At 34.8% G+C, this 21,619-nt stretch carries 17 protein-coding genes; 10 read left to right on the top strand and 7 right to left on the bottom strand.

Annotation, left to right across the window (positions count from 1 at the left end; genetic code table 11):
• Nucleotides 1–29 precede the first annotated feature (29 nt).
• Both ABVZ64_RS11525 and ABVZ64_RS11520 read left to right on the top strand, forming a co-directional pair.
• On the top strand, nt 30–1,571 hold the full coding sequence (locus ABVZ64_RS11525) for a phytoene desaturase family protein (protein ID WP_352401160.1): 1,542 nt from the start codon (nt 30–32) through the stop codon (nt 1,569–1,571).
• A gap of 98 nt (nt 1,572–1,669) precedes the next feature.
• A complete protein-coding gene (locus tag ABVZ64_RS11520; protein WP_352401236.1) occupies nt 1,670–2,665 on the top strand; it encodes an SPL family radical SAM protein in 996 nt (331 codons plus the stop codon).
• Between the two features lie 303 nt (nt 2,666–2,968).
• Here ABVZ64_RS11520 and ABVZ64_RS11515 read toward each other — a convergent pair whose 3' ends face one another.
• The gene (locus tag ABVZ64_RS11515) at nt 2,969–3,316 is read right to left on the bottom strand and encodes a four-helix bundle copper-binding protein (protein ID WP_352401159.1); all 348 of its coding nucleotides are present in this window, start codon (nt 3,314–3,316) and stop codon (nt 2,969–2,971) included.
• A gap of 434 nt (nt 3,317–3,750) precedes the next feature.
• On the opposite strand from ABVZ64_RS11515, the gene ABVZ64_RS11510 reads away from it, so the two are divergent.
• Nucleotides 3,751–4,374, top strand: coding sequence for a DUF4397 domain-containing protein (locus ABVZ64_RS11510; RefSeq protein ID WP_352401158.1), 624 nt, complete (start codon nt 3,751–3,753; stop codon nt 4,372–4,374).
• A gap of 576 nt (nt 4,375–4,950) precedes the next feature.
• On the opposite strand, the gene ABVZ64_RS11505 is transcribed toward ABVZ64_RS11510, so the two are convergent.
• The 4 genes from ABVZ64_RS11505 to ABVZ64_RS11490 form a co-directional block, all read right to left on the bottom strand.
• Nucleotides 4,951–6,456: a Na+/H+ antiporter NhaC family protein gene (locus ABVZ64_RS11505; protein ID WP_352401157.1), complete on the bottom strand. Its 1,506-nt coding sequence runs from the start codon at nt 6,454–6,456 to the stop codon at nt 4,951–4,953.
• A 414-nt stretch (nt 6,457–6,870) separates the two neighbouring features.
• Nucleotides 6,871–8,250, bottom strand: a complete 1,380-nt coding sequence (locus ABVZ64_RS11500) for an aldehyde dehydrogenase family protein (RefSeq protein WP_352401156.1) — start codon at nt 8,248–8,250, stop codon at nt 6,871–6,873.
• Between the two features lie 154 nt (nt 8,251–8,404).
• Nucleotides 8,405–9,751, bottom strand: a complete 1,347-nt coding sequence (locus ABVZ64_RS11495) for a putrescine aminotransferase (protein WP_352401155.1) — start codon at nt 9,749–9,751, stop codon at nt 8,405–8,407.
• A 314-nt stretch (nt 9,752–10,065) separates the two neighbouring features.
• On the bottom strand, nt 10,066–10,890 hold the full coding sequence (locus ABVZ64_RS11490) for a helix-turn-helix domain-containing protein (RefSeq protein WP_352401154.1): 825 nt from the start codon (nt 10,888–10,890) through the stop codon (nt 10,066–10,068).
• A gap of 794 nt (nt 10,891–11,684) precedes the next feature.
• On the opposite strand from ABVZ64_RS11490, the gene ABVZ64_RS11485 reads away from it, so the two are divergent.
• The 4 genes from ABVZ64_RS11485 to ABVZ64_RS11470 all read left to right on the top strand — a co-directional run bounded on the left by ABVZ64_RS11485 (nt 11,685) and on the right by ABVZ64_RS11470 (nt 15,530).
• Entirely contained in the window at nt 11,685–12,650 is a 966-nt protein-coding gene (locus tag ABVZ64_RS11485) for an MBL fold metallo-hydrolase (protein WP_352401153.1), read from the top strand.
• A 13-nt stretch (nt 12,651–12,663) separates the two neighbouring features.
• Nucleotides 12,664–13,374 (top strand): metallophosphoesterase, encoded by a 711-nt coding sequence (locus tag ABVZ64_RS11480; RefSeq protein WP_352401152.1) that lies wholly within the window; start codon nt 12,664–12,666, stop codon nt 13,372–13,374.
• A 782-nt stretch (nt 13,375–14,156) separates the two neighbouring features.
• Nucleotides 14,157–14,879, top strand: a complete 723-nt coding sequence (locus ABVZ64_RS11475) for a serine/threonine protein kinase (protein ID WP_352401151.1) — start codon at nt 14,157–14,159, stop codon at nt 14,877–14,879.
• 78 nt (nt 14,880–14,957) lie between these two features.
• A complete protein-coding gene (locus tag ABVZ64_RS11470) occupies nt 14,958–15,530 on the top strand; it encodes a hypothetical protein (protein ID WP_352401150.1) in 573 nt (190 codons plus the stop codon).
• Nucleotides 15,531–16,040: 510 nt separating this feature from the next.
• Here the strand turns inward: ABVZ64_RS11470 and ABVZ64_RS11465 are convergent.
• A complete protein-coding gene (locus ABVZ64_RS11465; RefSeq protein ID WP_352401149.1) occupies nt 16,041–17,339 on the bottom strand; it encodes an ATP-binding protein in 1,299 nt (432 codons plus the stop codon).
• Nucleotides 17,339–18,061: a LytR/AlgR family response regulator transcription factor gene (locus tag ABVZ64_RS11460; RefSeq protein WP_352401148.1), complete on the bottom strand. Its 723-nt coding sequence runs from the start codon at nt 18,059–18,061 to the stop codon at nt 17,339–17,341. The genes ABVZ64_RS11465 and ABVZ64_RS11460 overlap by 1 nt, the downstream gene beginning before the upstream one ends.
• A 306-nt stretch (nt 18,062–18,367) precedes the next feature.
• Between ABVZ64_RS11460 and ABVZ64_RS11455 the strand changes: the two genes are divergently transcribed.
• The 3 genes from ABVZ64_RS11455 to ABVZ64_RS11445 are packed head-to-tail and all read left to right on the top strand — an operon-like array spanning nt 18,368 to nt 21,516.
• Nucleotides 18,368–18,586 (top strand): hypothetical protein, encoded by a 219-nt coding sequence (locus ABVZ64_RS11455; RefSeq protein WP_352401147.1) that lies wholly within the window; start codon nt 18,368–18,370, stop codon nt 18,584–18,586.
• Nucleotides 18,587–18,640: 54 nt separating this feature from the next.
• On the top strand, nt 18,641–20,095 hold the full coding sequence (locus ABVZ64_RS11450; protein ID WP_352401146.1) for a glycosyltransferase family protein: 1,455 nt from the start codon (nt 18,641–18,643) through the stop codon (nt 20,093–20,095).
• Complete coding sequence (locus tag ABVZ64_RS11445) at nt 20,095–21,516, top strand: NAD(P)/FAD-dependent oxidoreductase (RefSeq protein ID WP_352401145.1); 1,422 nt, start codon at nt 20,095–20,097, stop codon at nt 21,514–21,516. Before ABVZ64_RS11450 ends, ABVZ64_RS11445 begins: the two co-directional genes overlap by 1 nt.
• Nucleotides 21,517–21,619 lie beyond the last annotated feature (103 nt).

Here is a 21,619-nt window from a genome sequence, read left to right as displayed (position 1 = left end):
TAAAGTTTTCCCACTTTTCATTGATCGTAATGCACAGTTTATTAATTTGGAGGTGTCTCATGAAGGTAAACAAAAAAGTAATCATTATAGGCAGTGGAATTGGTGGTCTATATTGTGGAATCAAGTTGTTACACGCGGGCTTTGAGGTTGAAATCTTTGAAAAGGAAAGCAAAGTTGGGGGTGTGGCAGCAACAAAAATAATACCACCTCTAAACATTCATTTTGATGAATGTGCTTCCATTGTTATTGAACCCAATGAATACAAGAAGATTTTTTATGACATACAATTAAACCCAGATGATTTTTTTACGTTTATGCCTTTACAAAATTTATATAAAGTATTTTTTTATAACAATGAGACTTTTTTACTCTCTAGAAATTTATATCATCAAAAAGAGAATTTTGAGCAAATGTTTCACGAGCCCTTTTGCCACTACGTAAAGTTTGTTAAACAGTTAAACCGCGTTTATACAATAGCAACACAAGAATTTTTAACCAAACCATTTATTCGTTTCAAAAAATTAAGCTTTGTATCACCCCGTATGCTTAAAAAAATTTACGTCCTAAAACCTTTTCAAAGTGCGTCTTTTCTCATTCGTCATTATATTAAAAACAAAGAATTTCAAAAGGTGCTTTTATTCCAATGCCTTTATATGGGGATTTCCCCTTACAAATTGATGGCAACCTATTCTATCATTCCTGCTGTAGCTCAGTCAAAAGGTATCTATCACATAAAAGGTGGTATGGGTGCTTATATAGAAGGATTGAAACAAGTGTTTGAACAATTGGGGGGTTCGATTCACCTGAACTCCAACGTAGAAAGTATAACTATGGCTGATCATAAAGCAACTGGAGTTATTGTAAACAGCAAAAAAATCCCTAGTGAATATGTAATTTCCAATGCTGACTATTGTTATACCATTTCTAAATTACTAAAAAAACAGAGGGGGTTGAAAAAAATAAGAAGGAACTGTAAAGCTTATCATCATACATGCTCAGTTTTCATTCTTAGGTTATGCCTTAATAAAAAGTTTGAAACATTCAGCGTGCATAACATTTATATAAATGAAGAATTTAAAAAAGAGATAAACTATATTTTTAAAGGGCAACTGCCAAAATCCCCACCTTTATACATTTACTATCCCTCTAGCATTGATGATAACTTTGCAAGTAAAGGATATAGCTGTATGAATATCATGATTCGGGTACCCAACTTATCGTATAAAAATATACGATGGGACAAAAAAACCATTGCTTTGCTTCGCTTTATCTGCTTGAACACCTTAGAAAAAATAACGCAATGTCATCAAATTGAAAAGTCCATTGTATATGAAGAATGTTTGACTCCTACCTCATTAAAAAATAAATATAATTTAACGAAAGGTGCTGCATTTGGAATCGCACCTACCCGTTTTCAAAATATGATGTTTCGTCCACAACATTCAATACCTTCTATAAAAAATTTATATTTTGTGGGAAGTTCTATTCATCCAGGAAACGGTGTTTCGATTGTAATGAAAAATGCAACGCAAGTAGTTCATTCAATTATAAAAAACAAACAGCCTAATTAGCATGAAATTACAAGAAGTATTCTACTTATCTCAAATAGCTGAAAAGCTACTAGCTTTGTTTATTACTTTAACATTCTTTGGAGGTGCAAATTGTGAAAATAGATTTTGATGCTGTTTATTATGAACCCCAAATTCTCAACTATGAATTGGGTATGTTTCTTAAAACAAAATATGAAGCCCTACCTTGGATAGAAATTGACTCCCATAATCGAATTCCTGAATTATGTAATTTAGACAATAAGAGTTTTCCAAAACTGAAACAGCACTTAGTTCTAGGGATACGGAAAACACATAAGTATACTGAAAATCATAAAATTTCTGACTGGCTAGTGCCCTATACTTCCTCTGGTTGCCGAGCCATGTGCTTATACTGTTATCTTGTATGTAACTACAACAAATGTTCTTACCTAAGGTTGTTTGTAAATCGAGAGGAAATGTTAAATAAACTATTAAAGTTTGATGCCAAGGCACCCTCGGCCCAAACTTTTGAGATTGGAAGCAATAGTGATTTAGTGTTAGAAAACAAAATAACCAATAATTTAACTTGGACCATTGAAAAATTCGCAAAAGAAGGCCGAGGCAAACTTACTTTCCCAACAAAATTTGATATGGTAGAACCATTATTAGGGCTAAATCATAAAGGAAAAACAATATTTAGAATGAGCGTAAACCCAGATGAAATCATTCGAAAAGTTGAATTTGGCACATCCATGCTTTCAGAAAGGATAAAAGCACTAAATGATATGGCAGATGCTAAGTACCCCGTAGGGATGTTAATTGCACCGGTAATTTTGTTGCCAAATTGGAAAATTCTATATTCCGAATTAATACAACAGCTCTCTGAGCAACTAAGCGATAAAGTAAAAACCACTGGTTTTATCGAAATTATATTGATGACATATAGCTTTGTGCAAAATGCTATCAATACGGAAGCTTTTCCCAATACCACCCAAATTTTCGACCGTGAACTTATGACTGGTAGAGGAAGAGGAAAATATTGCTATAAAGAAGATAGTCGCAAAGAAGCTGAAGTTTTTTTACAAGAAATACTTGGAAAAAAACTTCCCTTAATGAAAATTATCTATATTTCATAATGTTTCAAGTAATATCATGACTTCCCATCAATCACACACTATCCGCTAATTTGGGATGGCATTTATTTTAAAAAACTAACAAAAAATTTCAACTCTATAAAAACATAAATAAACAACTGAAAAAATACCAATTGAATTTCAAATGTCTCTATTGAACAAATAGCTCTTTTGATTCTTAAAAATAGACCTGCATTCAACACTTATGCCTTAAAGCAACTATAAAAACATATCTTTTTCTTATAGATATTTAAAAAACTACAAAAAAAAATAGGGCACGTTATCTGTGCCCTATTTTTTAAATTTTCAAGTTGAAGAAACCTTAATACATTCATCCGCACACATTTTGCAGATTTCAGCGCATTTTTTACAATATTCTCCTTCCATATCGGCACATTCCTGTGCGCATTTTGCGCAAACTTTACCACACAGTTCGCAATGATCATAGGCTTCTTCCCTATTCATTGACATTAAAGCAATTGACATTTGACACATCATTGCACTTTCCATTAACAATGCTAGACATCTTTTTCTCTTGTTCAAATCCGACTCTTTCAAGCAAGCATCATAGCATTCATAACAAGCCTGTGTACATTTTACACAAGCATCAATACATACTCGAAATTTATCTGCTGCTGTTGTTACAACACCCATATTAAAACCTCCCTAACATTTTGTGTTTATTATTTATAATAACAAGCAAATGTATTCAAACTCCCTGCAAAAACTTCAGAAAAATTTTAATATCCTTCATTATTAAGTGAATGTAGCATCCTTTCAAATTGAAGACAACAAAAACTTTGCAAAATCATCTTTATAGACTGTTTCATTTAGGTTTCTCAAAACTTAAAAATATAAGCAATTTTAGTCGGCAAGGTATTTTGCCCATAAGAAAATTGGAACTAAGCCAGAACATAGTTTAATCAAATAGATAAAAATTATAAATATGTCCAATCCTCAACTGACTATTAACCTTTATTGCGGCGAAAAATATCAAAGATTATATTAAATTTGCCAAGCTTTATCCTGCAACAAAGATGTTTTTTATGCATATATTATAACATACTTTGATTGAGGTGAATTAAAACATGTATAAAAATAGCCAAAACAACCAAACAGAAATGCCCGTAAGTTATGTACGCGTAATTCATACTGTTCCAGATGCCCCTAATGTTGATATATATGCAAATGACAACCTAATTGTAAGCAACCTTGCATTTGGAGAGTATACTGAATATTTAGCCATACCTGAGGGTAACTATAGCATTTCCCTCTATGTTGCTGGAACAAAAGATTCTCCAGTAATCACTGATATGTTATCGGTCAATAGAAATTCCTATACTACTGTTGCAGCAGCAGGGAACCTCAGTGAAATTGAATTGCGAGCAATTAACGATTCTGATCAAGCCAAAAAAACAGGCAAAGCTATGGTAAGATTTTTACATCTCTCCCCAAATGCCCCTGCAGTGGATATCACTTTGCCCAATGGAACTGTTATTTTCAGCAATATTCCCTTTGAAAACATCACGTCTTATATTGACGTTTTGCCTATGAATTATACCCTACAAGTTAGAGTCGCCGGAACCGATAACGTAGTTCTTACAGTACCTAATGTTGACCTAAGCAAGGAAAAATTCTATACAGTATATGCAATTGGTCTTGTAGGCCAAGAGCCAGAGCTGCAAGCCTTGTTAATAGAGGATGGAAAATAGAAAATAACCTTTGTTTAAGGGAACGATCTATAAAACCATGGTTTAATCCGAGCAATTTTTTATGGATACACGTCTATATCACCATCATCATGATTAGGTAAAACATGAAAAGTAGACTAGTCATTTTACCACTAGTCTACTTTTTATTTTAATCTGTATATAATAAAAATTTGAAACCTAATGAAGATCCTAAAACTATTCGAAATAGCCTACTATTTTAACACTCTGTTTTTCTCAAAGGGAATAATGTTTCTTTTTTTCTTATTCCAAAGAAATACCAACTCCCCAAAATTATCTTTCATAACATTTGTAACATACACATGTTAACGAATACAAATGAATATGAATTGGAGGTGGCTTCAAAACAACCTCCATACAACATATTGCTTTTTTACCCAAAGCTTCAGATAAAAACCTCAAGTTCTAATCTGTAAGTCAAAACATAACAAAGGTGATTCTTGCATAATCGCAAAAACCACCTTTACCCTGGGCTACTTTATGTATCTCATCTTGATTGTAGAACGGACAACCAATCGTTAATGATTAAAACGCTATAAGGTAGCAATCATATTCTGATTAATATATTGCAAACCCTAAAATCAAATAACCAATTGCAGAAATTACACCGGCAATTAGACCAAAAGGAATCTGAGTAATGGCATGCCTAAAGTTATCACAACCGGTAGATGCGGAAGTTAATATGGTTGCGTCTGAATAGAAACAACAGTGGCTTCCCCAAACACCTGCAGCTGCAACTGCACCAATCGTTACGCCAATATCTCCGCCTAAAGCAAGGGTAATTGGTGCAACAATAGGAATTGCAATGATGTACATTCCCCAGTTAATACCCATAATAAACTCTGTTGCTGCAAAGATTAAGAAAACAGTTACAGGTAAGAAAGGAAGTGTAATATTTCTTACTGCTACATCGATAATATAGCTAATAAATCCAACTTGTTCGCTTGCTTCTGCAAAACAAAATGCAAGAATCATAAGCAAAATAGGAAGAAGCATATTTTTCAAACCTTGAATAACCGCTTCCGCATATTCTTCTGGATCCATTCCCTGTGCAACAAAGAAAATAAAACTACCAAAAATAGCTGTTATTACACCCATCTGCATATTAAAATCAAAGAAGCAAGTCCCAGCTACTAATAAAATGATTGGAACAAAGAAATTCCGTAGTTTAGGATTTGTTGGAACTTCAACTGTATCCTGACCGGCACGAATATCGATTTTTTCTGATCCCGGAGGAGCCAAAGGGCCACCAGCCGCTACTCTCTCATAAGCTTTTTTCATTGGACCAAATTTAGGAATTACGCCAAGAACAACAAGTACTAAAACGATCAGAGTTAGAATAGCATAGAAATTATATGGCAAGGTTTTCAAATAAACAGGTAATTGTTTACCCTCTTCTGCCAAGCCGTTTGCAACTAAAAGACCACCAATAAATACCGCCCATGTAGAAATTGGATTTAAAACAGTAACCGGCGCTGCTGTTGTATCTATTACATAAGCAGTCATTTCTCTAGGTGTTTTATATCTATCCGTTACAGGTGTCATTGCTATACCTGATGTTAGTGAACTTAAGTAATCATCCATAGAGAACATGGCTGAACAAAGCATAGTTCCAAAAAGAGCCGATTTCTCAGATTTTGCTTTAGAAGCAACTAAGTTACCAAAAGCAAATCCGCCACCATTTCTCTCAATAACACAAACCAGACTTCCCATCAAACCACATACAATGATTAAGAACGCAATGTCTTCATCCATCATGGTATTCATTGCTATTTCAGCAAATGCAGATAAAAAATCCATTTTGTATACCATGATACAGCATAATATTACTGATAATGTAAGTCCTTCTACAATTCTTTTTGTTTTAAAGATAAAAATAATTAAGAATGTAGCTGGAATGCAAGTAAGTACTCCGAAGTCAGCTGGATTTTCGGGCATTAACATCCCTACGATAAAAAATGAAGCAAGCAAAATTCCATACACAATTATATTTTGCCTCATCTGGTCTTTTTTTGACAATTTTGTTATATTTTCCACATTTGACAATTCTGGTATATTTTCCATAGACCAAACCCCTTTTTTTGTAGTAGGGGCTTTCTGAAACTACAATTTATTGTCTTTTTGTCCAAATCATATTCGAAATCTGTTAAAAACCCTAGCTGATATCGACAGTAGCTAAAATTTGGGAGGGAAGATGTGACTTTACTTACAGAATACCTTCGCCGAACAACGAAGTGTCTGCAAAATCAATCAATAAATCCATATTTTAGCCTACTGTCAAAACCATCTAAATTTACCCACCAGTAAACGGTTTTTGCCGTCTTACAGTATCGATTTTGTCTAAAAAAACTGCAAAAGGAGTTTTAAAAAGCCCCACGATTACTTTGCAATTTTAACAAATATTACAACAAAAAAACTTGTGTTCACATGATTATTCTAGTCTAACCTGTTATTAGCCACCCTATATTGCCAACACTGTCAATCTTTAAAAACTTCTTCTGCAACAACTGGCTTAACATCCAGAGGCATCGCAATGCGAGAAACATTAACCAGGTGTAGATAATCCACGTTTGCAGACAGAATATTATTTCCCCAAGTACCACATCCTTCAGATACTGCTGGAGACAGACCATTGGTAGCAGGGCCCCATGCATCTGGCGTAGGTTGATTTACCAACAAACGTGCCACAGGAATTCTCTCACCTGCATATCTAACATGATCTTTATTGTTTGTAAGAATCCCTCCGGTATGTCCAACACCGCCAGCTTCAACCATATTTCTGACTGCCATATCAACGGCTTCTTCAAAGGTTTCATAAGCCTTCATAACAACAATAGGGCCCATGATCTCCTTGCCTAAAATATCATCCTTGCCTACACCCTCAATTCTAAGAGCAATTACTTCTGTTTCAGCGGGAAGGTCAAAGCCCGCAGCTTTCGCAATAACTGCCGCATCCTTACCAACTAAATCTCCATCAATTTTCCCGTCATGGAACAGGGCATCTCGGAATTTTTCAACGTCCTTAGCATCCTCATAAACAACTATGCCTACGTTTCTTAATTCATCAAATAAATTCCCTTCTGTTTCCTGAGGGTATAACAGTAGGTTATCGCCATCGCAAAGGATACCATTATCACTGCCAACAGCTACTAATGTAATCTTTGCTGCTTCTGTAAGATCAAAATCTCTATCTAAAATAACAGGGGGGTTGCCAGGGCCTACACCATAAGCGGGTGTTCCGCTAGAGTATGCAGCTTTTGTTAGGCCAGGGCCACCTGTCGCAAGAACCAAATCGCATTTTTCCATCAGTTCTACAGATTTTTCAATTGTCGCACCAGAAACCACCTGAATTAAGTCTGCAGGAGCATTCTTTTCCACCAAAGCTTGACGAATTAAGTTGATTGTATCTGTAGTCGTTTTCTCAGCACGGGGTGCTGGAGAAATGATAATAGCATTTTTACCTTTGATAGCATGCATAAAATTGCCCAAGGGTGTAACAGTAGGGTTTGTCGCTGGTGTAATTGCACCAATAACACCTACTGGATGAGCCACTTCAATAATGCCCTCTTCTGGAATTTCATTGATGATACCAACAGATTTTTTATCTTTTAGGTAGTCGTAGAAAACAGCAGCTGTATCTGTGTTTTTTGCAATTTTATGTTCAAACTTACCTAAGCCAGTTTCCTCAACTGCAAGTTTAGCTAAAGGTACCGCATTGTCATAGATTATTTTTGCACTGGCATATACCAATTCATCAACCTGTTCCTGAGTATAATTCTTTATTTGATCTAATGCTTTTCTGGCATTATCAATCTGTTCTTGGATTGTCATGTTCATTCTCCCTTTCTTTTCCTGCATTTTGCAATTCTCCCACCCTTTTTTATAGATATATTCAGAAAAAAGAACGGCAAAAAATTCAATCGGAATTATCGAAATTTTACTATCTCCCCCACATGAAAATATTTGCTTACCTGTGGGGGATGAGATTCTTTTCAATTATGTTTTAATAGGATTATAAGGATGCTCTTGTGTCTGCCAAAGCAGCATCCATGCGTTCAAGAACCTGTGCAATTTGCTCCTCTGTAATAACTGCAGCTGGTTCAAAACGAACACATTTCGCATTTACCAATGTACCAGCTGTGATTACTTTACGAGCAAACATGCCCTTTGCCACTTCATAACCGATTTCAGAAGTTTTAAATTCAACTGCAAGCATTAAACCAATGCCACGTACATCATCAATTAAATCAGCATATTTAACTTTTAATGCATCAAGGCCAACTTTGAACAATTCTCCCTTTCTTGCACATTCGCCGGGGATATCATTGTCGATCATATATTTGATGGTTGCCAACGCTGCGGAACAGCAAACAGGGTTTCCGCCGAATGTAGGAGATCCAAGAAGCCAAGGATTGTCAATCAAATCTTGTGTCCACATATGAGGACGGCAAATCAAACCTGTAATTGGCATAACGCCACCGCCAAATGCTTTACCAAAAGTCAAAATATCAGGAACAACGTCTTCTCCCTCACATCTCCACATATGACCTGTACGTCCCATACCTGTCTGAATTTCGTCAAAAATCAGTGCCACATTGTATTCGTCACAAATTTCTCTAAGTTCTTTTAGGTATCCAGCTGGTGGAATGATAATGCCCGCTTCACCTTGCACAGGTTCCACAATAAACGCAGCAACCTTTTCTCCAACAGCAATTAAGTTTTTAATTGCTTTTCTTGCATCTTCTGCATTACCATATTCAACATGAACAACCTGTTGCACCATTGGTGTATATGGTGTTCTATATGTACCTTTACCGCCCATGGAAACTGCACCCATAGACTTACCATGGAAGGCATTTACAGTAGAAATATACCAACGGCCACCTGTTGCAACTCTTGCTAATTTTAATGCCATTTCATTTGCCTCTGCACCACCATTTGTAAAGAAGCAATATTGCAAATCTCCAGGTGTGATTTCAGAAACAGCTTTTGCAAGATAGCCACGAAGGGGATCCAATAACTCTTGAGAATGAAGTGCCTGGTGATCCAGCTGGGCTTTTACTGTATCAACAATATATTGATTTCTATGTCCACAAGTATATATACCAAAACCACCCAAGCAGTCAATGAATTCTTCGCCATACAAACTTTCAACGCTACTATCATGGTCTTGCCACTCTAACATAGCTGAATTTGTAGATACAGATTTACGATATTTTAACCAACCAGGACTAACGTAGTTATCAAAGTGGTGCATTGTTTCTTTTGTCATCAATTCTTTGTCTGCATTATCGATTTCGTCTGAATGAATATAACCTAAAATTCTTTCTAAATACTTGCTTGTTTCCTCAAATTTCATATGTATTCCTCCCTAGTCATTATACTATAGTCACCTAAATACCTTGCACATCTTCTTTGTGTAACGCAATCTATTTACACGCTGATCCTATAAATGTTTTTTACCCCTCCACTCTTTTCATCATAGACAAGATAAACGGTACTTTTTCTCTGGGATTATCACCTCAATTTGATTTAAATGCGAATAGAATTTCACCCCATAGAAGATTATGGCATTTCATGGTTCATAACCCTCTGATCTTATTTGAACTCATTTCACTCCATTGAAAATGGATTGCAATGACACACAAATCTCATTTATCCAAACTCTTTGACTTATGTTTCTTTTATCATGCGAAACAATTGTACTCTGTTTTTAATGCCTAGCTTTCGATAGATATTCAAAACATGTTTTTTTAATGTATTGTTGGAAATGGCACTCTGATTGCAAATTTCCTCGTTGCTATAGCCACTCATTAACAATTCCAATATGGAACTTTCTCTTTTCGTTAATCCGAATAATTCCACTGCATCTTGTATGGATATTTTATCTCCATACTTTGTTGCACTTTCTTGCTCTTTAAATATTCTATAGGCAAGATGATCCTTTACCAGTTGCATTTTAAATACATCCATATATTTAAAATCTTCTTTTTCTTTATTTCTGTAAAATGTGATCACTCCCAGAAAACGTTCGTCATAACCCAGTATGAGTTGTAATGAGTAGTGCCAATTATTCACTTCGTATACATTTTTATAATACTCCGTTTCAACCCTTTTCTCGTCAGATATGATGTCTGTTTCACGGTAGACCATACTTTTTCCAGTCCCCAGTATCCCCTGACTATAATCAATGGCTTCATATTCTCTAGAAAAGTCTAGAGAACTATTGTTGTTATAGGAAACACGAGATACCAAAGACGTGCTACCATCACCTTTTGAGAGGTGAAAATCTGCACTGTCAAAGTCCATTATCATTTTTAATTGTTCCAAAAGTTCTTTTCTCATTGCTAAAAAATCAGTATTGGTATGTATTTTATAAACAATGCTATTTAGAATCATAAAGTCGTTATTATCGATTGTATTCAGAATAACCCATCCTTTCACATTTCGATGTAAGCATCTATCATGGACAAATGAATTTTTCTGCCATAAGCCCATTTTGAAATTTATCCCATCTATTGGTTAGAAAATTTAGACCCTTTTTTGTTTCTCTAAAGTAAACTTTATTTTAGAATCATTTACAGATAAAAGAGTACTTTTTCATTTAAGGAATTGTAAAAAAATTAACCATTATTTTTTAAAATTCGACTTTTTTATGTAAAATTAATATGTATTTTATTTTATAAAATCAAATAAACCCTTTTTTTGCACTATTAAATTCCCCTTCTTTGTTTGTTTATTATACTATATATACAATAAAGTGGCAATAATCTGAAAATGCTATTTTTCTACTCCTTTAATACCATTTTTTATTTTTTTATACTTCTTTCCTTCCTAAAATATAATTTTCAGATAATTGTTTTGCCTTAATTTTTCTCATTAAAAGAAATATTACTATGGTTAAGAAACATTTTCTATCGTTTTTAGACAAAAATATCCCAAATTTCAAATGTACAGTCCTAATGTTGGGATTGCAAAAAAAAATGCCTTTGTTGTCTCACAAAAGCTTGCAGAGTAGTTTTGTTCATTTAATTCTGTATAGGATTTAAAAGGTTTTAATTTTCAGAGTAAATATTTCCCTTTATGTCTTGACCAAAATGTGAATGTTTGCGAATAATCTGCAAGAAGTGAAAGCATAAAGACCGTCAAAGCTCTCCAATATGGCAAAGGTGGAACACAAGAATAAAAGACCTCAATTAACAATCACCAATGCTATGCAGAAGTTGACGGGTATGTTATAATTAGCGTTACATCTTTGTATAAGAAATCCATTAGATTCAGGAGGGAGTACTATGCTTACACAAGTAGCGGATAATGTTTACAGAAAAGTAGTGCCATTACCAAATAATCCACTGCGTGAAATTAACGCCTATATTATCACAGGGGAAAAAAATCTTTTGATCGATACAGGCTTCAATAGACCCGAGTGCGAGGAGGCTTTGAAAACCGCCTTTTCGGAGTTAGGAATCACCAACACAGATTTGTTCATTACCCATTTGCACTCAGACCATTGTGGTCTGGTTCCGAAATTTTCTACAAGATCAAGCAAAATTTTCGCTAGTGAAACAGATGGAGAACTGATCAATTTTGAAGTAGGAAACCTTTATTGGCGAATATTAGATGACTTGTTTGTAAAATACGGCTTTCCCAAGGCAGAGTTTGGAAGAAATACAGACATCCACCCAGGCAGAAAATATTGTCACGATGCAAGAGTAGATTTTAAATATGTCACTGAAGGGGATGTGTTACAATATGCTGACTTGGAGCTTGAGGTGATTTTGACACCCGGTCATACACCTGGACACGCCTGTTTATATGATGCTAACAAGAAAATTTTGTTTTGTGGTGACCATATTTTAGGTACCATTACACCAAATATCTGTATAGAATTGGGTGTAGAAAACCCATTAAAAGATTATTTAGATAGCCTTGCAAAGATAGAAAAACTAGATGTACAGTTGTTGCTTACATCCCATGGAACACCAATAGATGATATGTATGCACGTATTAAGGAATTACAACTGCATCACCAAGAACGCTTGGAAGAAGTTCTGACAGTTTTAGGCACTCAATGGAAAACAAGTTACATGGTTGCAAGAGATATGACATGGGAAATAGACTGCAAGGATTGGGAGGATTTTCCTCAGCCTCAAAAATGGTTTGCGACAGGGGAAGCCATCTCTCATTTGCAATATTTGTTTTTCACAGGTAAAATCAAGCGTGAAGAAAAAAATGGGATATATTACTATAGAAAATAATTTGGGGGAATGTATGACAGGAAGAATTTTAATTACGGGAGATAAACACGGAACATTTCTTCCTTTGTTTAGTCTTGCCGAAAAAGCAGAATTAAAGAAACATGATATTTTAATTATTACCGGAGATGCAGGTTATGTTTGGAATGAGGATTTTTCTTATGGAATCGAAACTTTACAGCAGATTTTCCCTGGCACGATGGTATTTGTTGATGGCAATCATGAAAATCATGCGCTATTAAATAATTTGGAAATTTGCCAGTGGAATGGTGGAAAGGTGCACCGAGTAGGCGAACGCGTATACCACTTAATGCGTGGTGAAGTTTACTCTATTTACGGTAGTAATTTTTTCACATTTGGCGGCGCCCGCTCAGTTGATAAAGATAGGCGTGAGGAAGGAATAAGCTGGTGGAAAGAAGAAGAACCTACCCTAGAAGAAATCCAACATGGCAGAAAACAACTTGTTGAAAAATATAGTGAAATTGATTATATCATTACTCATGAAACACCTTTATTTGCCAGAGAATACATCTCTAGGTTTAAACAGATTGACAAAGACTATAATTTTCCCACACATCTTGAGGAGTGGTATCATTTCATAGAGAAATCCTCAAGATTTAAAAAATGGTACTTTGGTCATATGCATGTTGATCAAGTTATAACACCAAAATTAAGAGGTGTACACACAGATATTATTTTGGTAGACGAAGAAAAGCCCATTTGGTAAGTCTTGTAATCTTTCGTTTTAAATTACTTAAACCGAGTCAATGAGCAAACTTTTTTAGGGACAAGATAAGCACATTATGTACCATGGAGTCTAAAACTTTTAAAAAGACTAGTCATTATTTCAGAGGGGCAGAACCAATTTAATTGGTTCTGCCCCTCCCTGCATGATGTCGCATTTTTACATACATCCTGATTAAAACATAGCAATATCGCCTCTAAAAAAAGTTCTTTATATATGTTTTTACTTGCCAACTCACAAATTGAAAGTTAGGGTTCAAATAACCTAGTATAACTACGAATGTTAAATCATTATCCTGTTAAATAGCCTCTCTTAGGTTCAAATTTATAATGACAGTTCCTGTGGAGTCGTTTATATATTTAGTCCTTTATAACTATAAGGGATGTAAATTTCTAGTTTTCATAATCCATCAAACATCCATTTCCTCATTAATCAGCCCCATTTGAACTGATCAAATTCCTATATCAGTAAGACACAAATGGACTAAAGCCAGCTAGAGGCCCTATAGTAACAAAATGTACAAGAATAACATAAAATAAAGTATAGCTAATCCAAATCTGAAATGCAGAATAGAAGTCTATAAGTCAACTGTATTTAACTTGAATAATAAATGTAAGGAGGGTTATTATGAAAAGTGAAAAATCCGAATCCACAAAAGGCCATGTTTACTACAGAAGGGCTAGTCGCTCCAGTGCATCAAGTAGATCCAGTCGCTCCTATAGCTACAGCAGATAGTTTTATAAAGATAAAAGAAGTGCTGCCATATGGATAAGTATTATGCTCCAGGGGAAAAAATAAAAGATTACACCATAATAAGCATAGTTGGCGAAGGACGATATGGCATCGTTTATTTAGCAGAAACTGATAAATTAGGCAAATGTATAATTAAGCAACTTAAGAATGATATGCTAAAGTCTAGCAAAAGTAAATTGTTTTACGAACAAGAGATATTAAAAAATCTAAATGATGAGAAATTTCCTACTTTTATTGAAAAAATAGATGAGAAAGAATTGCAAGGGTATGTTTTAGAATATATACCGGGTGTAGTTCTTGAAGATTTGTTAATGGATGAAGACTATGTATTTCCTAAGAGTCAAATCTATACAATTGCCTCACAGCTTTTAGAAATTATTTCTATATTGCAACAAAACAATATTGTGCACAGAGATATAAGGCCACCCAATGTAATAATAAAAGAAAATAACGATATTGTTTTAATAGATTTTGGCTTAGCTAGATATATAGATCATAAAAAATACACTCAACAAGCAGATTTTTGGTATCTAGGAGATTTTTTAATCCATTTGTTCTATACTTCGTGTTATGAGGACTTAGGCTTAAAAGAACAGCCTTGGTTTGATGAACTTAACATTACTGACCATGAAAAAAAATTTCTAAAAAAACTTATGGCTGTAGACGATAGCTTTATGAGCATTGAAGAGATAGAGAATGAGTTGAATCAAATTAAAAATGAAATCGGTATTTAATGATAAACCATATGGTTGAAAATTAATTTCTAAGCCATATGGTTTATATTATAAATAATTTAAACAGGGGGGCGTATTATGAATAACTCACCTTGTATTACGGAAATTCACAAAAATAGTTTTTGCGCTAATATATACTCAATGAAACACTTTAGAATGATAGGTTTAATCGAAGTATCCATTTCATATAGTGATGGGGTTGAACGGGTAACATTAGCATATTATAGTTCTTCAGGCACTAACAATGGAAAAATCAAAGGATTATGGTATCCTATTCTAGGAATAAAAACCAATACGGGTTTTTTTACAGAATTTACAGACTATTTGAACTTTGTTTTGACAAACACTACTGATGGTAGCTCAGCCGAGGAAGGTTGGCTTGCCAAATCTCTTTTCTTTTTTAGTGACTTCATTGATGACTCAAAAATTATGGGGTTTTCCAACGGTACACATTATGAAGCCCTTTTAGAAATAGGCAAAACGTTGAAAGATTTATATGAAAAGAATGAATTTTGTCAAATAAATTTTCTTGATGCTAATTTATTGAATAAAACCTTAAGTTCACCACTCACTTACAGAGGCAATAAACATTCCCAAAAAGAAAATTTTGAAAGATTAATACAAGATATCTTTCTTCAGACACAATATTAATAATTTTTAGCATTTGGGAATAATTCCAATTTTTGTAGACAAATGACTTGTTTTCTATAATTGCAGTATTCGACGGGCAGCACTATTTAAGGTTTCTGCCCGCCTCCCTCTCCACACATCTTAAATTTGATAAATCTACTGTTTTAATGTAGAGTAACAACCCTCACAACAAGAGTATATATCCATAGTTTTGTAATTACACCTTAACCTTAATTCATAAAATCCATCTTGTATCATAAACCAATCTTCTTCCCTTTACAAAAGAAGAAAAAGGCTTTAATTCAAGACCTTTTCATACTTTAATCATCACCATCAAACAACCTTGTCTACCCTAGACAAGGTTGTTTACTTTCATTAAGCTCAAAAAAAATATACTTTTACATCAGGTTTTCAAATACCCTCTCATAAAAACCACTGATTTCTAAACTTTTCATTTTAATACAGGATATTCTAAACGTTGCCTTGCTCCCGGTATTGACACATTTAACCAAGTCTGCCCCTCTTAATGGGTCAACTTTCTTGGGGCAAAACAATTCTAAGGGTAAATATTTCGTCCCTTGCCTCAAAGGAACAAAAGCCCCCATGCTTCTCAGCAATCATCCTTATACTTTTCACACCCAGACCATGGCCTTCACAGTGGCTTTGGGGCAACCCATTTTCCATTGTTACTTTTCCAGTAAAGCTGTTCTCAACTAAAATCAATAAATTCCTCTTATGGATATGACAACTGACTCGTACATTTCTAAATTTTTCATCCATTACTTCCTTAGCCGCTCCTGTGGCGTTTTCCAAAGCGTTTGATAACAGGGCACAAAGTTCGGTATCGGAAATTGATAACGAATGGGGCAGTTGGGCATCCACTGAAAAAACGATGCCATATTTTTTCGCTTTTGCTGCAAACGAGCTCAGAATAAGGTTGACGGTATTGTTCCCGCAATAAAGATTAGGCGTAATTGTTTCTATATCCTCTTGGGCAAGCCTAACATATTCCTCCGCTTTTTTGCTGTTGCCATCTGCCAGATACCCGCCGATCAAAGAAAGATGATGCCTCATATCATGGCGGTATACAGCCGCCTGCGCCTGTGTAGCTTGGAGGGCAGCTAGCTGCTTATTCCCACTCTCTAGCAACATGGTTAGGGCCAATTTTGCTCCCTCTAAGGCCTCCTTCTCACGAACTGATTTTGCAATATCAAAAATCAGAATGTATGAAATAAGGGTTACTACAAATATCAAATTCCGCTGTAGAAAAATTTCTGCTGAATTAGCATTAGGAAACCCATACATCCCAAGCCAGTAGTTGCCTATATTATACGTTAACGGAAGAAGGCAAAGCTTTATAAAGCTAAAATTGCTACAGTATCTGTTTAGATCATAAAAATATATTTTGAAAAAACGCTTTATAATCCACAACAGCGTGACACAAACACCTATGTAGATAAAATAAAGACCTACTGGATAAAGCCATCTCAGCGGGTGAGAAATTATAGTCAACACCATATTTGCTGGATAAATCATAAAAACGGCAGTAAGTAATGCGAAAATTACTTTTACTGCTGATGTTTTGGTGGAAATCCAAAAAATAAAAAAGATGGGCACATGAATAACCAATACATATAGTTTCATATGTTGGCTCGTAGGCAAAACAAGGGAAAGCACCATATTTCCCCCTAAAACCAGGAAATTGCTTACCACGAAAAATATTCGTTTTCTACCTTCTAGGTTTTTAATGTTGGTATCTAAAAGAAGCATCTGGGCAATTATGCCAAACAGGATTGTGGTACATATTAAAATCCCTGAAAAAGCAGTCATCACTCTACTCCTTTTTCCAGAAACAAATGCTTCATATATATCTCCCGCACCTTCCCACTGAGCAGACGTGAAATGGGTACACTTTTGCCCGCAAGCGTAATAAGCTCTTTAGGCCTAAGCTCTCCCACCTGCCATAGATTTACAATATAAGAACGATGTACCTTGACAAACTCAGGGAGAGTCAAAAGCTTGTCCTCCAATTCCGCCAAAGTGGAGGTCACCTCCCTTACACTACCGTCTGCAAGGTTGAAATACAGCTTTTTGTTTATCACTTCAATAAAAGCAAGGTTAGAGAACAAAATGCGTGTCAAACCCGACTTCGTCTTAACCGTCAGACCCTCTAACGGTTTTTGTTCCTCAGCAATCACTGCATCCAGGAGAGAATAAAGTTTTTCCTTAGAAACTGGCTTTAAAATATAGTCATATGACTTAACTTCATAGCTTTCTACTGCAAATTCAGGCGAAGATGTCAGAAAAACAATTTTTACTTCCTTGTCAAAACTACGAATCTCATGAGCAGCCTCCATTCCAGTCAACCCTGGCATGAGAATGTCCAAAAACAAAATGTCGTAATCTGAACGATTGAAAGTGATCAGAAGTTCTGTAGCATTTTGAAATGTCTTGCATATTAAGCCGACCCTTTTATTCAGTCGGTATGTATCAACAAATGTAGAAATTCGAGCAAGTTCCTGTGAGTCGTCATCACAAACTGCAATTTTCATATCACGTCAGCTCCCAAAAATTAAGATATTTAGATTAAATCTATCATAAAAATTTTATTATTTCTAGTATTTATTACATTTCAGGTCAAATTCTGCGACATTTTGCGCAAACATAAACCTATTCCAAAAATTTTTGGCATAATAAAATTATAAAAAATGGTTTTGATTCCGCAAACTATAACGTGAAAGAAGGTATGTAGCCTGAGTACATTAATTGCCTCTATCATTGCTTTTTCAGCCACATCAGCATTTTTATCACTATGGTTTTGGGTAGTGTATCAAGAACTTAAAACCAGAAAAGATACGATGAAAAGTGCACAAAGCCAGCTGTCCGCCTGCCGTAGGAAACATCTGCAGACAATAGACGGTTGCGATGAGCAGAATATAAAATTTATTCTCACACGAAGCCAAGATATCTATCGTCAGTCTGTGTTGCTTTATAACCAAGCGTTACATCAGCCTCAAAACCTTATTCCCGGATTTTTGATGGGCTTTCAATCAATGAAGGAAGATAGAAAAAGCTAAGCACTTAGAAAAAAGAATTATCAAAAAAGCAACAAATCATAACGGGAGACTGATATGCAAAAAAATAGAACTACAGCAATTTCATATATCATTCTAATTGTAGCGTCTACTTTGTTTATGCTGTTTTTTGCATATAATACCAGCCCCTTTTCCCAATATTTGGGTGTAGACAGCGGAATGTATCTCGTAATAGGCAAAGCAATGGCACAAGGCGAACCTCTTTATGCAAGCCTTTTCGATCATAAAGGCCCCATTATTTTTATTATTAATATGCTTCCCCAGCTTTTGATGGAAGGAACTATAGGAATATGGATAACTGAACTTTGCCTAATTACAATTTCCGCATCAATTCTATATAAAATTGCAAATCGGAATATAGGTCATCCTTGCTCCTTTTGTGCACCTCTAGTTTATATTTGGATTACCGTAACCTTATTTAACGGCGGAAACTACACAGAAGAATATAGTAATTTTTTTTGCGTAATTTCCCTTTTCGTTTTCGACAAATGGCAACGAGATAAAACACTGAGCCCATCTATGATATACATACTAGGCTTATGTTTGGCTTTCGTAACCTTTTTACGCCCAAATAATGTTGCCTTAATTGTATCGGTTATCCTTTTCATAGGGCTTTATATTATTAAAAAAAGTCGAAATTCTATCAAAACTGTATTTATTTTTGGCTGTTTAGGGCTTCTAACCGTAACGCTGCCTATAATGATTTATCATTTAAGTATGGGAACGCTATACGATATGTTTTATGCAACATTTTTACACAACATAAATTATTGCAAAGTTGGTATCGAAGCATTCCGTCTGATTCCCAATGGCAATAACCAACAGCTTTTATGTTTTTTTATTGCTTTTGGATTAATTATTGTTGCAATGTGCATTTGTTATTCTAGTGACGAAATAAATATGGGAAATTTTATTATCCTTTCTTCCACGATTATTTCCCTAGCAATACTGATAAGTAGGCGCCCATTTATATATTATTGGACGCTACTTGCACCCCTAAGCTCATATTCTGTTGTATTTATCATTAAATTCGGAATGAACTCCAAAAAAAATTCCAAAGCTGTAATTGCTCTTTTATTGATTTTGCCATTAATGTTTCTTAATAGCTTTTTGGGAACGGAAGTAGCAGAGAAAAAAAGCTATATTATGGAGTATAAAAGGAAAGCACATCAAATGTATGATGTAATACCCCATGATGAAAAGAAAGACTGCTTTGCATTCAATATGCCCTCCATGTTCATTTATGAGGTAGATTTATATACGCCTTGCAAATATTTTACAATGCAAACATGGATGGCTAAAACAGACCCGGATATAGAGAAGTATTGTACCTATTATGTAAAGGAGAACAAACCAAAATGGATTTTGTCTTACTTCCCAATCAACAATACAAATATATCCTCTGAACTTTCAGAGATTATAATGGCGGAGTATACTGAAGTATTTAACAACAACTGCGGTTTTTTATATAGAAAGGCGGAAGGCTTGTAATGAAAAAAATAACTATAATCGGTGCAGGCCCTGCTGGCCTTACGGCTGCTTATGAAATTTTAAAAAAATCAGATGAATATGAGGTCACAATTCTGGAGAAAACGAACAGAATCGGCGGCATTGCCTGTACTGTTTGCCACAACGAAAATTATATGGATTTAGGGGGACATAGATTTTATTCAAAATGTGACTTCATTACAAAATGGTGGCAAACTGTTCCACAGGTTCCCCTACTCAATAAGAAAAGAAAATCTGAAATATATTTCAATCGAAATTTTTTTGATTATCCGATCAAGTTAAATTATAAGAACTTATCTGCACTGGGCTTAAAAGAGCTTATGTTAATTTTCATAGATTACATAAAAGCACAATTGGTAAAGAAAGAGGAAAATTCGCTAGAAGACTTTTATATAAATCGGTTTGGTAAAAGGCTATACGAGATTTTCTTTAAGGATTATACCAAAAAAGTCTGGGGAATTTCACCTGATAAAATATCACCTGATTGGGGTAGTCAGCGAGTAAAAGGATTAAATATTTTTGAGGTATTCAAGGATTGCTATAAGTCAGCACTGAATATAAAAAACACCCATAATACACAAACCTCATTAATCGATGAATTTTACTATCCCCCTTATGGGCCAGGCCAGCTATGGAATGCAGTAGCAGAAGAAATTATAAAAATGGGCGGTAAAATTAAATTCAACTGCAACGTCAGCCGGTTTCATACAGAAAAAAACCAAATTGTAGAGGTCTCTTATGTATACGCCGGCATGGAAACATATGAACAAACGGAAATCATTATATCCTCCATGCCTATAAAAACTCTAATTTCAGGTATAGAAAGTGTCCCTGATGCGATAAGAAAAGTATCCAATGGTTTAGTTTATCGTGATTTTATAACTGTGGGTGTCCTGGTTAATAGCATGGATATAAAAACAGATGACTGCTGGATATATATGCAAGACAAAAGCGTCACAATGGGCAGAATCCAAATTTTTAACAATTGGTCTGAAAGCCTTGTGAGGGAGTCTGGAAAAACTGTATGGCTTGGTCTTGAATACTTTTGTTCCAAGGGTGACCACCTTTGGAACAAATCAGACAATGAAATGGCTCAGTTAGCCGCAGACGAGCTTGTAAAGGCTGGAATAATTTTAGATACGCACTCTATTCTAGACACACATACTGAAAGACTTGAAAAAGCATACCCTGCCTATTTCGGAACATATGAGAATATGCATGAAATCATTCAATTTCTGGACAGTTTTGATAATTTGTATTGTATAGGAAGAAATGGACAACACCGCTATAACAATATGGATCATTCCATGCTAACGGCTTTTGAATGTGTGAAAAACATTATAGAAAATAATAAGTGCAAGGATAATATTTGGAAGGTAAATACCGAAAAGGAATATAACTAAATGTTGAATTTAACATCACTAAAAAGAACAAATTTAATAAATTGTATTTGTTTAAGTATATGTATATTTGTATTATATATTTTAGTGTTTCTCTTTGGCATTC

Origin of the sequence: Anaerotignum sp., assembly GCF_040307045.1 — a bacterium.
In the GTDB taxonomy this organism is placed as follows: Bacteria; Bacillota; Clostridia; order Lachnospirales; family Anaerotignaceae; genus Chakrabartyella.
This window is presented reverse-complemented; position numbering and strand designations above follow the sequence as displayed.

Bases quoted from the DNA above. Each gene is read 5' to 3' on its own strand.
- ABVZ64_RS11525 (WP_352401160.1), top strand. From the start codon at position 30: ATGCACAGTTTATTAATTTGGAGGTGTCTCATGAAGGTAAACAAAAAA.
- ABVZ64_RS11515 (WP_352401159.1), bottom strand. From the start codon at position 3,316: ATGGGTGTTGTAACAACAGCAGCAGATAAATTTCGAGTATGTATTGAT.
- ABVZ64_RS11510 (WP_352401158.1), top strand. From the start codon at position 3,751: ATGTATAAAAATAGCCAAAACAACCAAACAGAAATGCCCGTAAGTTAT.
- ABVZ64_RS11505 (WP_352401157.1), bottom strand. From the start codon at position 6,456: ATGGAAAATATACCAGAATTGTCAAATGTGGAAAATATAACAAAATTG.
- ABVZ64_RS11500 (WP_352401156.1), bottom strand. From the start codon at position 8,250: ATGCAGGAAAAGAAAGGGAGAATGAACATGACAATCCAAGAACAGATT.
- ABVZ64_RS11495 (WP_352401155.1), bottom strand. From the start codon at position 9,751: ATGAAATTTGAGGAAACAAGCAAGTATTTAGAAAGAATTTTAGGTTAT.
- ABVZ64_RS11490 (WP_352401154.1), bottom strand. From the start codon at position 10,890: ATGGGCTTATGGCAGAAAAATTCATTTGTCCATGATAGATGCTTACAT.
- ABVZ64_RS11485 (WP_352401153.1), top strand. From the start codon at position 11,685: ATGCTTACACAAGTAGCGGATAATGTTTACAGAAAAGTAGTGCCATTA.
- ABVZ64_RS11480 (WP_352401152.1), top strand. From the start codon at position 12,664: ATGACAGGAAGAATTTTAATTACGGGAGATAAACACGGAACATTTCTT.
- ABVZ64_RS11475 (WP_352401151.1), top strand. From the start codon at position 14,157: ATGGATAAGTATTATGCTCCAGGGGAAAAAATAAAAGATTACACCATA.
- ABVZ64_RS11470 (WP_352401150.1), top strand. From the start codon at position 14,958: ATGAATAACTCACCTTGTATTACGGAAATTCACAAAAATAGTTTTTGC.
- ABVZ64_RS11465 (WP_352401149.1), bottom strand. From the start codon at position 17,339: ATGACTGCTTTTTCAGGGATTTTAATATGTACCACAATCCTGTTTGGC.
- ABVZ64_RS11460 (WP_352401148.1), bottom strand. From the start codon at position 18,061: ATGAAAATTGCAGTTTGTGATGACGACTCACAGGAACTTGCTCGAATT.
- ABVZ64_RS11455 (WP_352401147.1), top strand. From the start codon at position 18,368: ATGAAAAGTGCACAAAGCCAGCTGTCCGCCTGCCGTAGGAAACATCTG.
- ABVZ64_RS11450 (WP_352401146.1), top strand. From the start codon at position 18,641: ATGCAAAAAAATAGAACTACAGCAATTTCATATATCATTCTAATTGTA.
- ABVZ64_RS11445 (WP_352401145.1), top strand. From the start codon at position 20,095: ATGAAAAAAATAACTATAATCGGTGCAGGCCCTGCTGGCCTTACGGCT.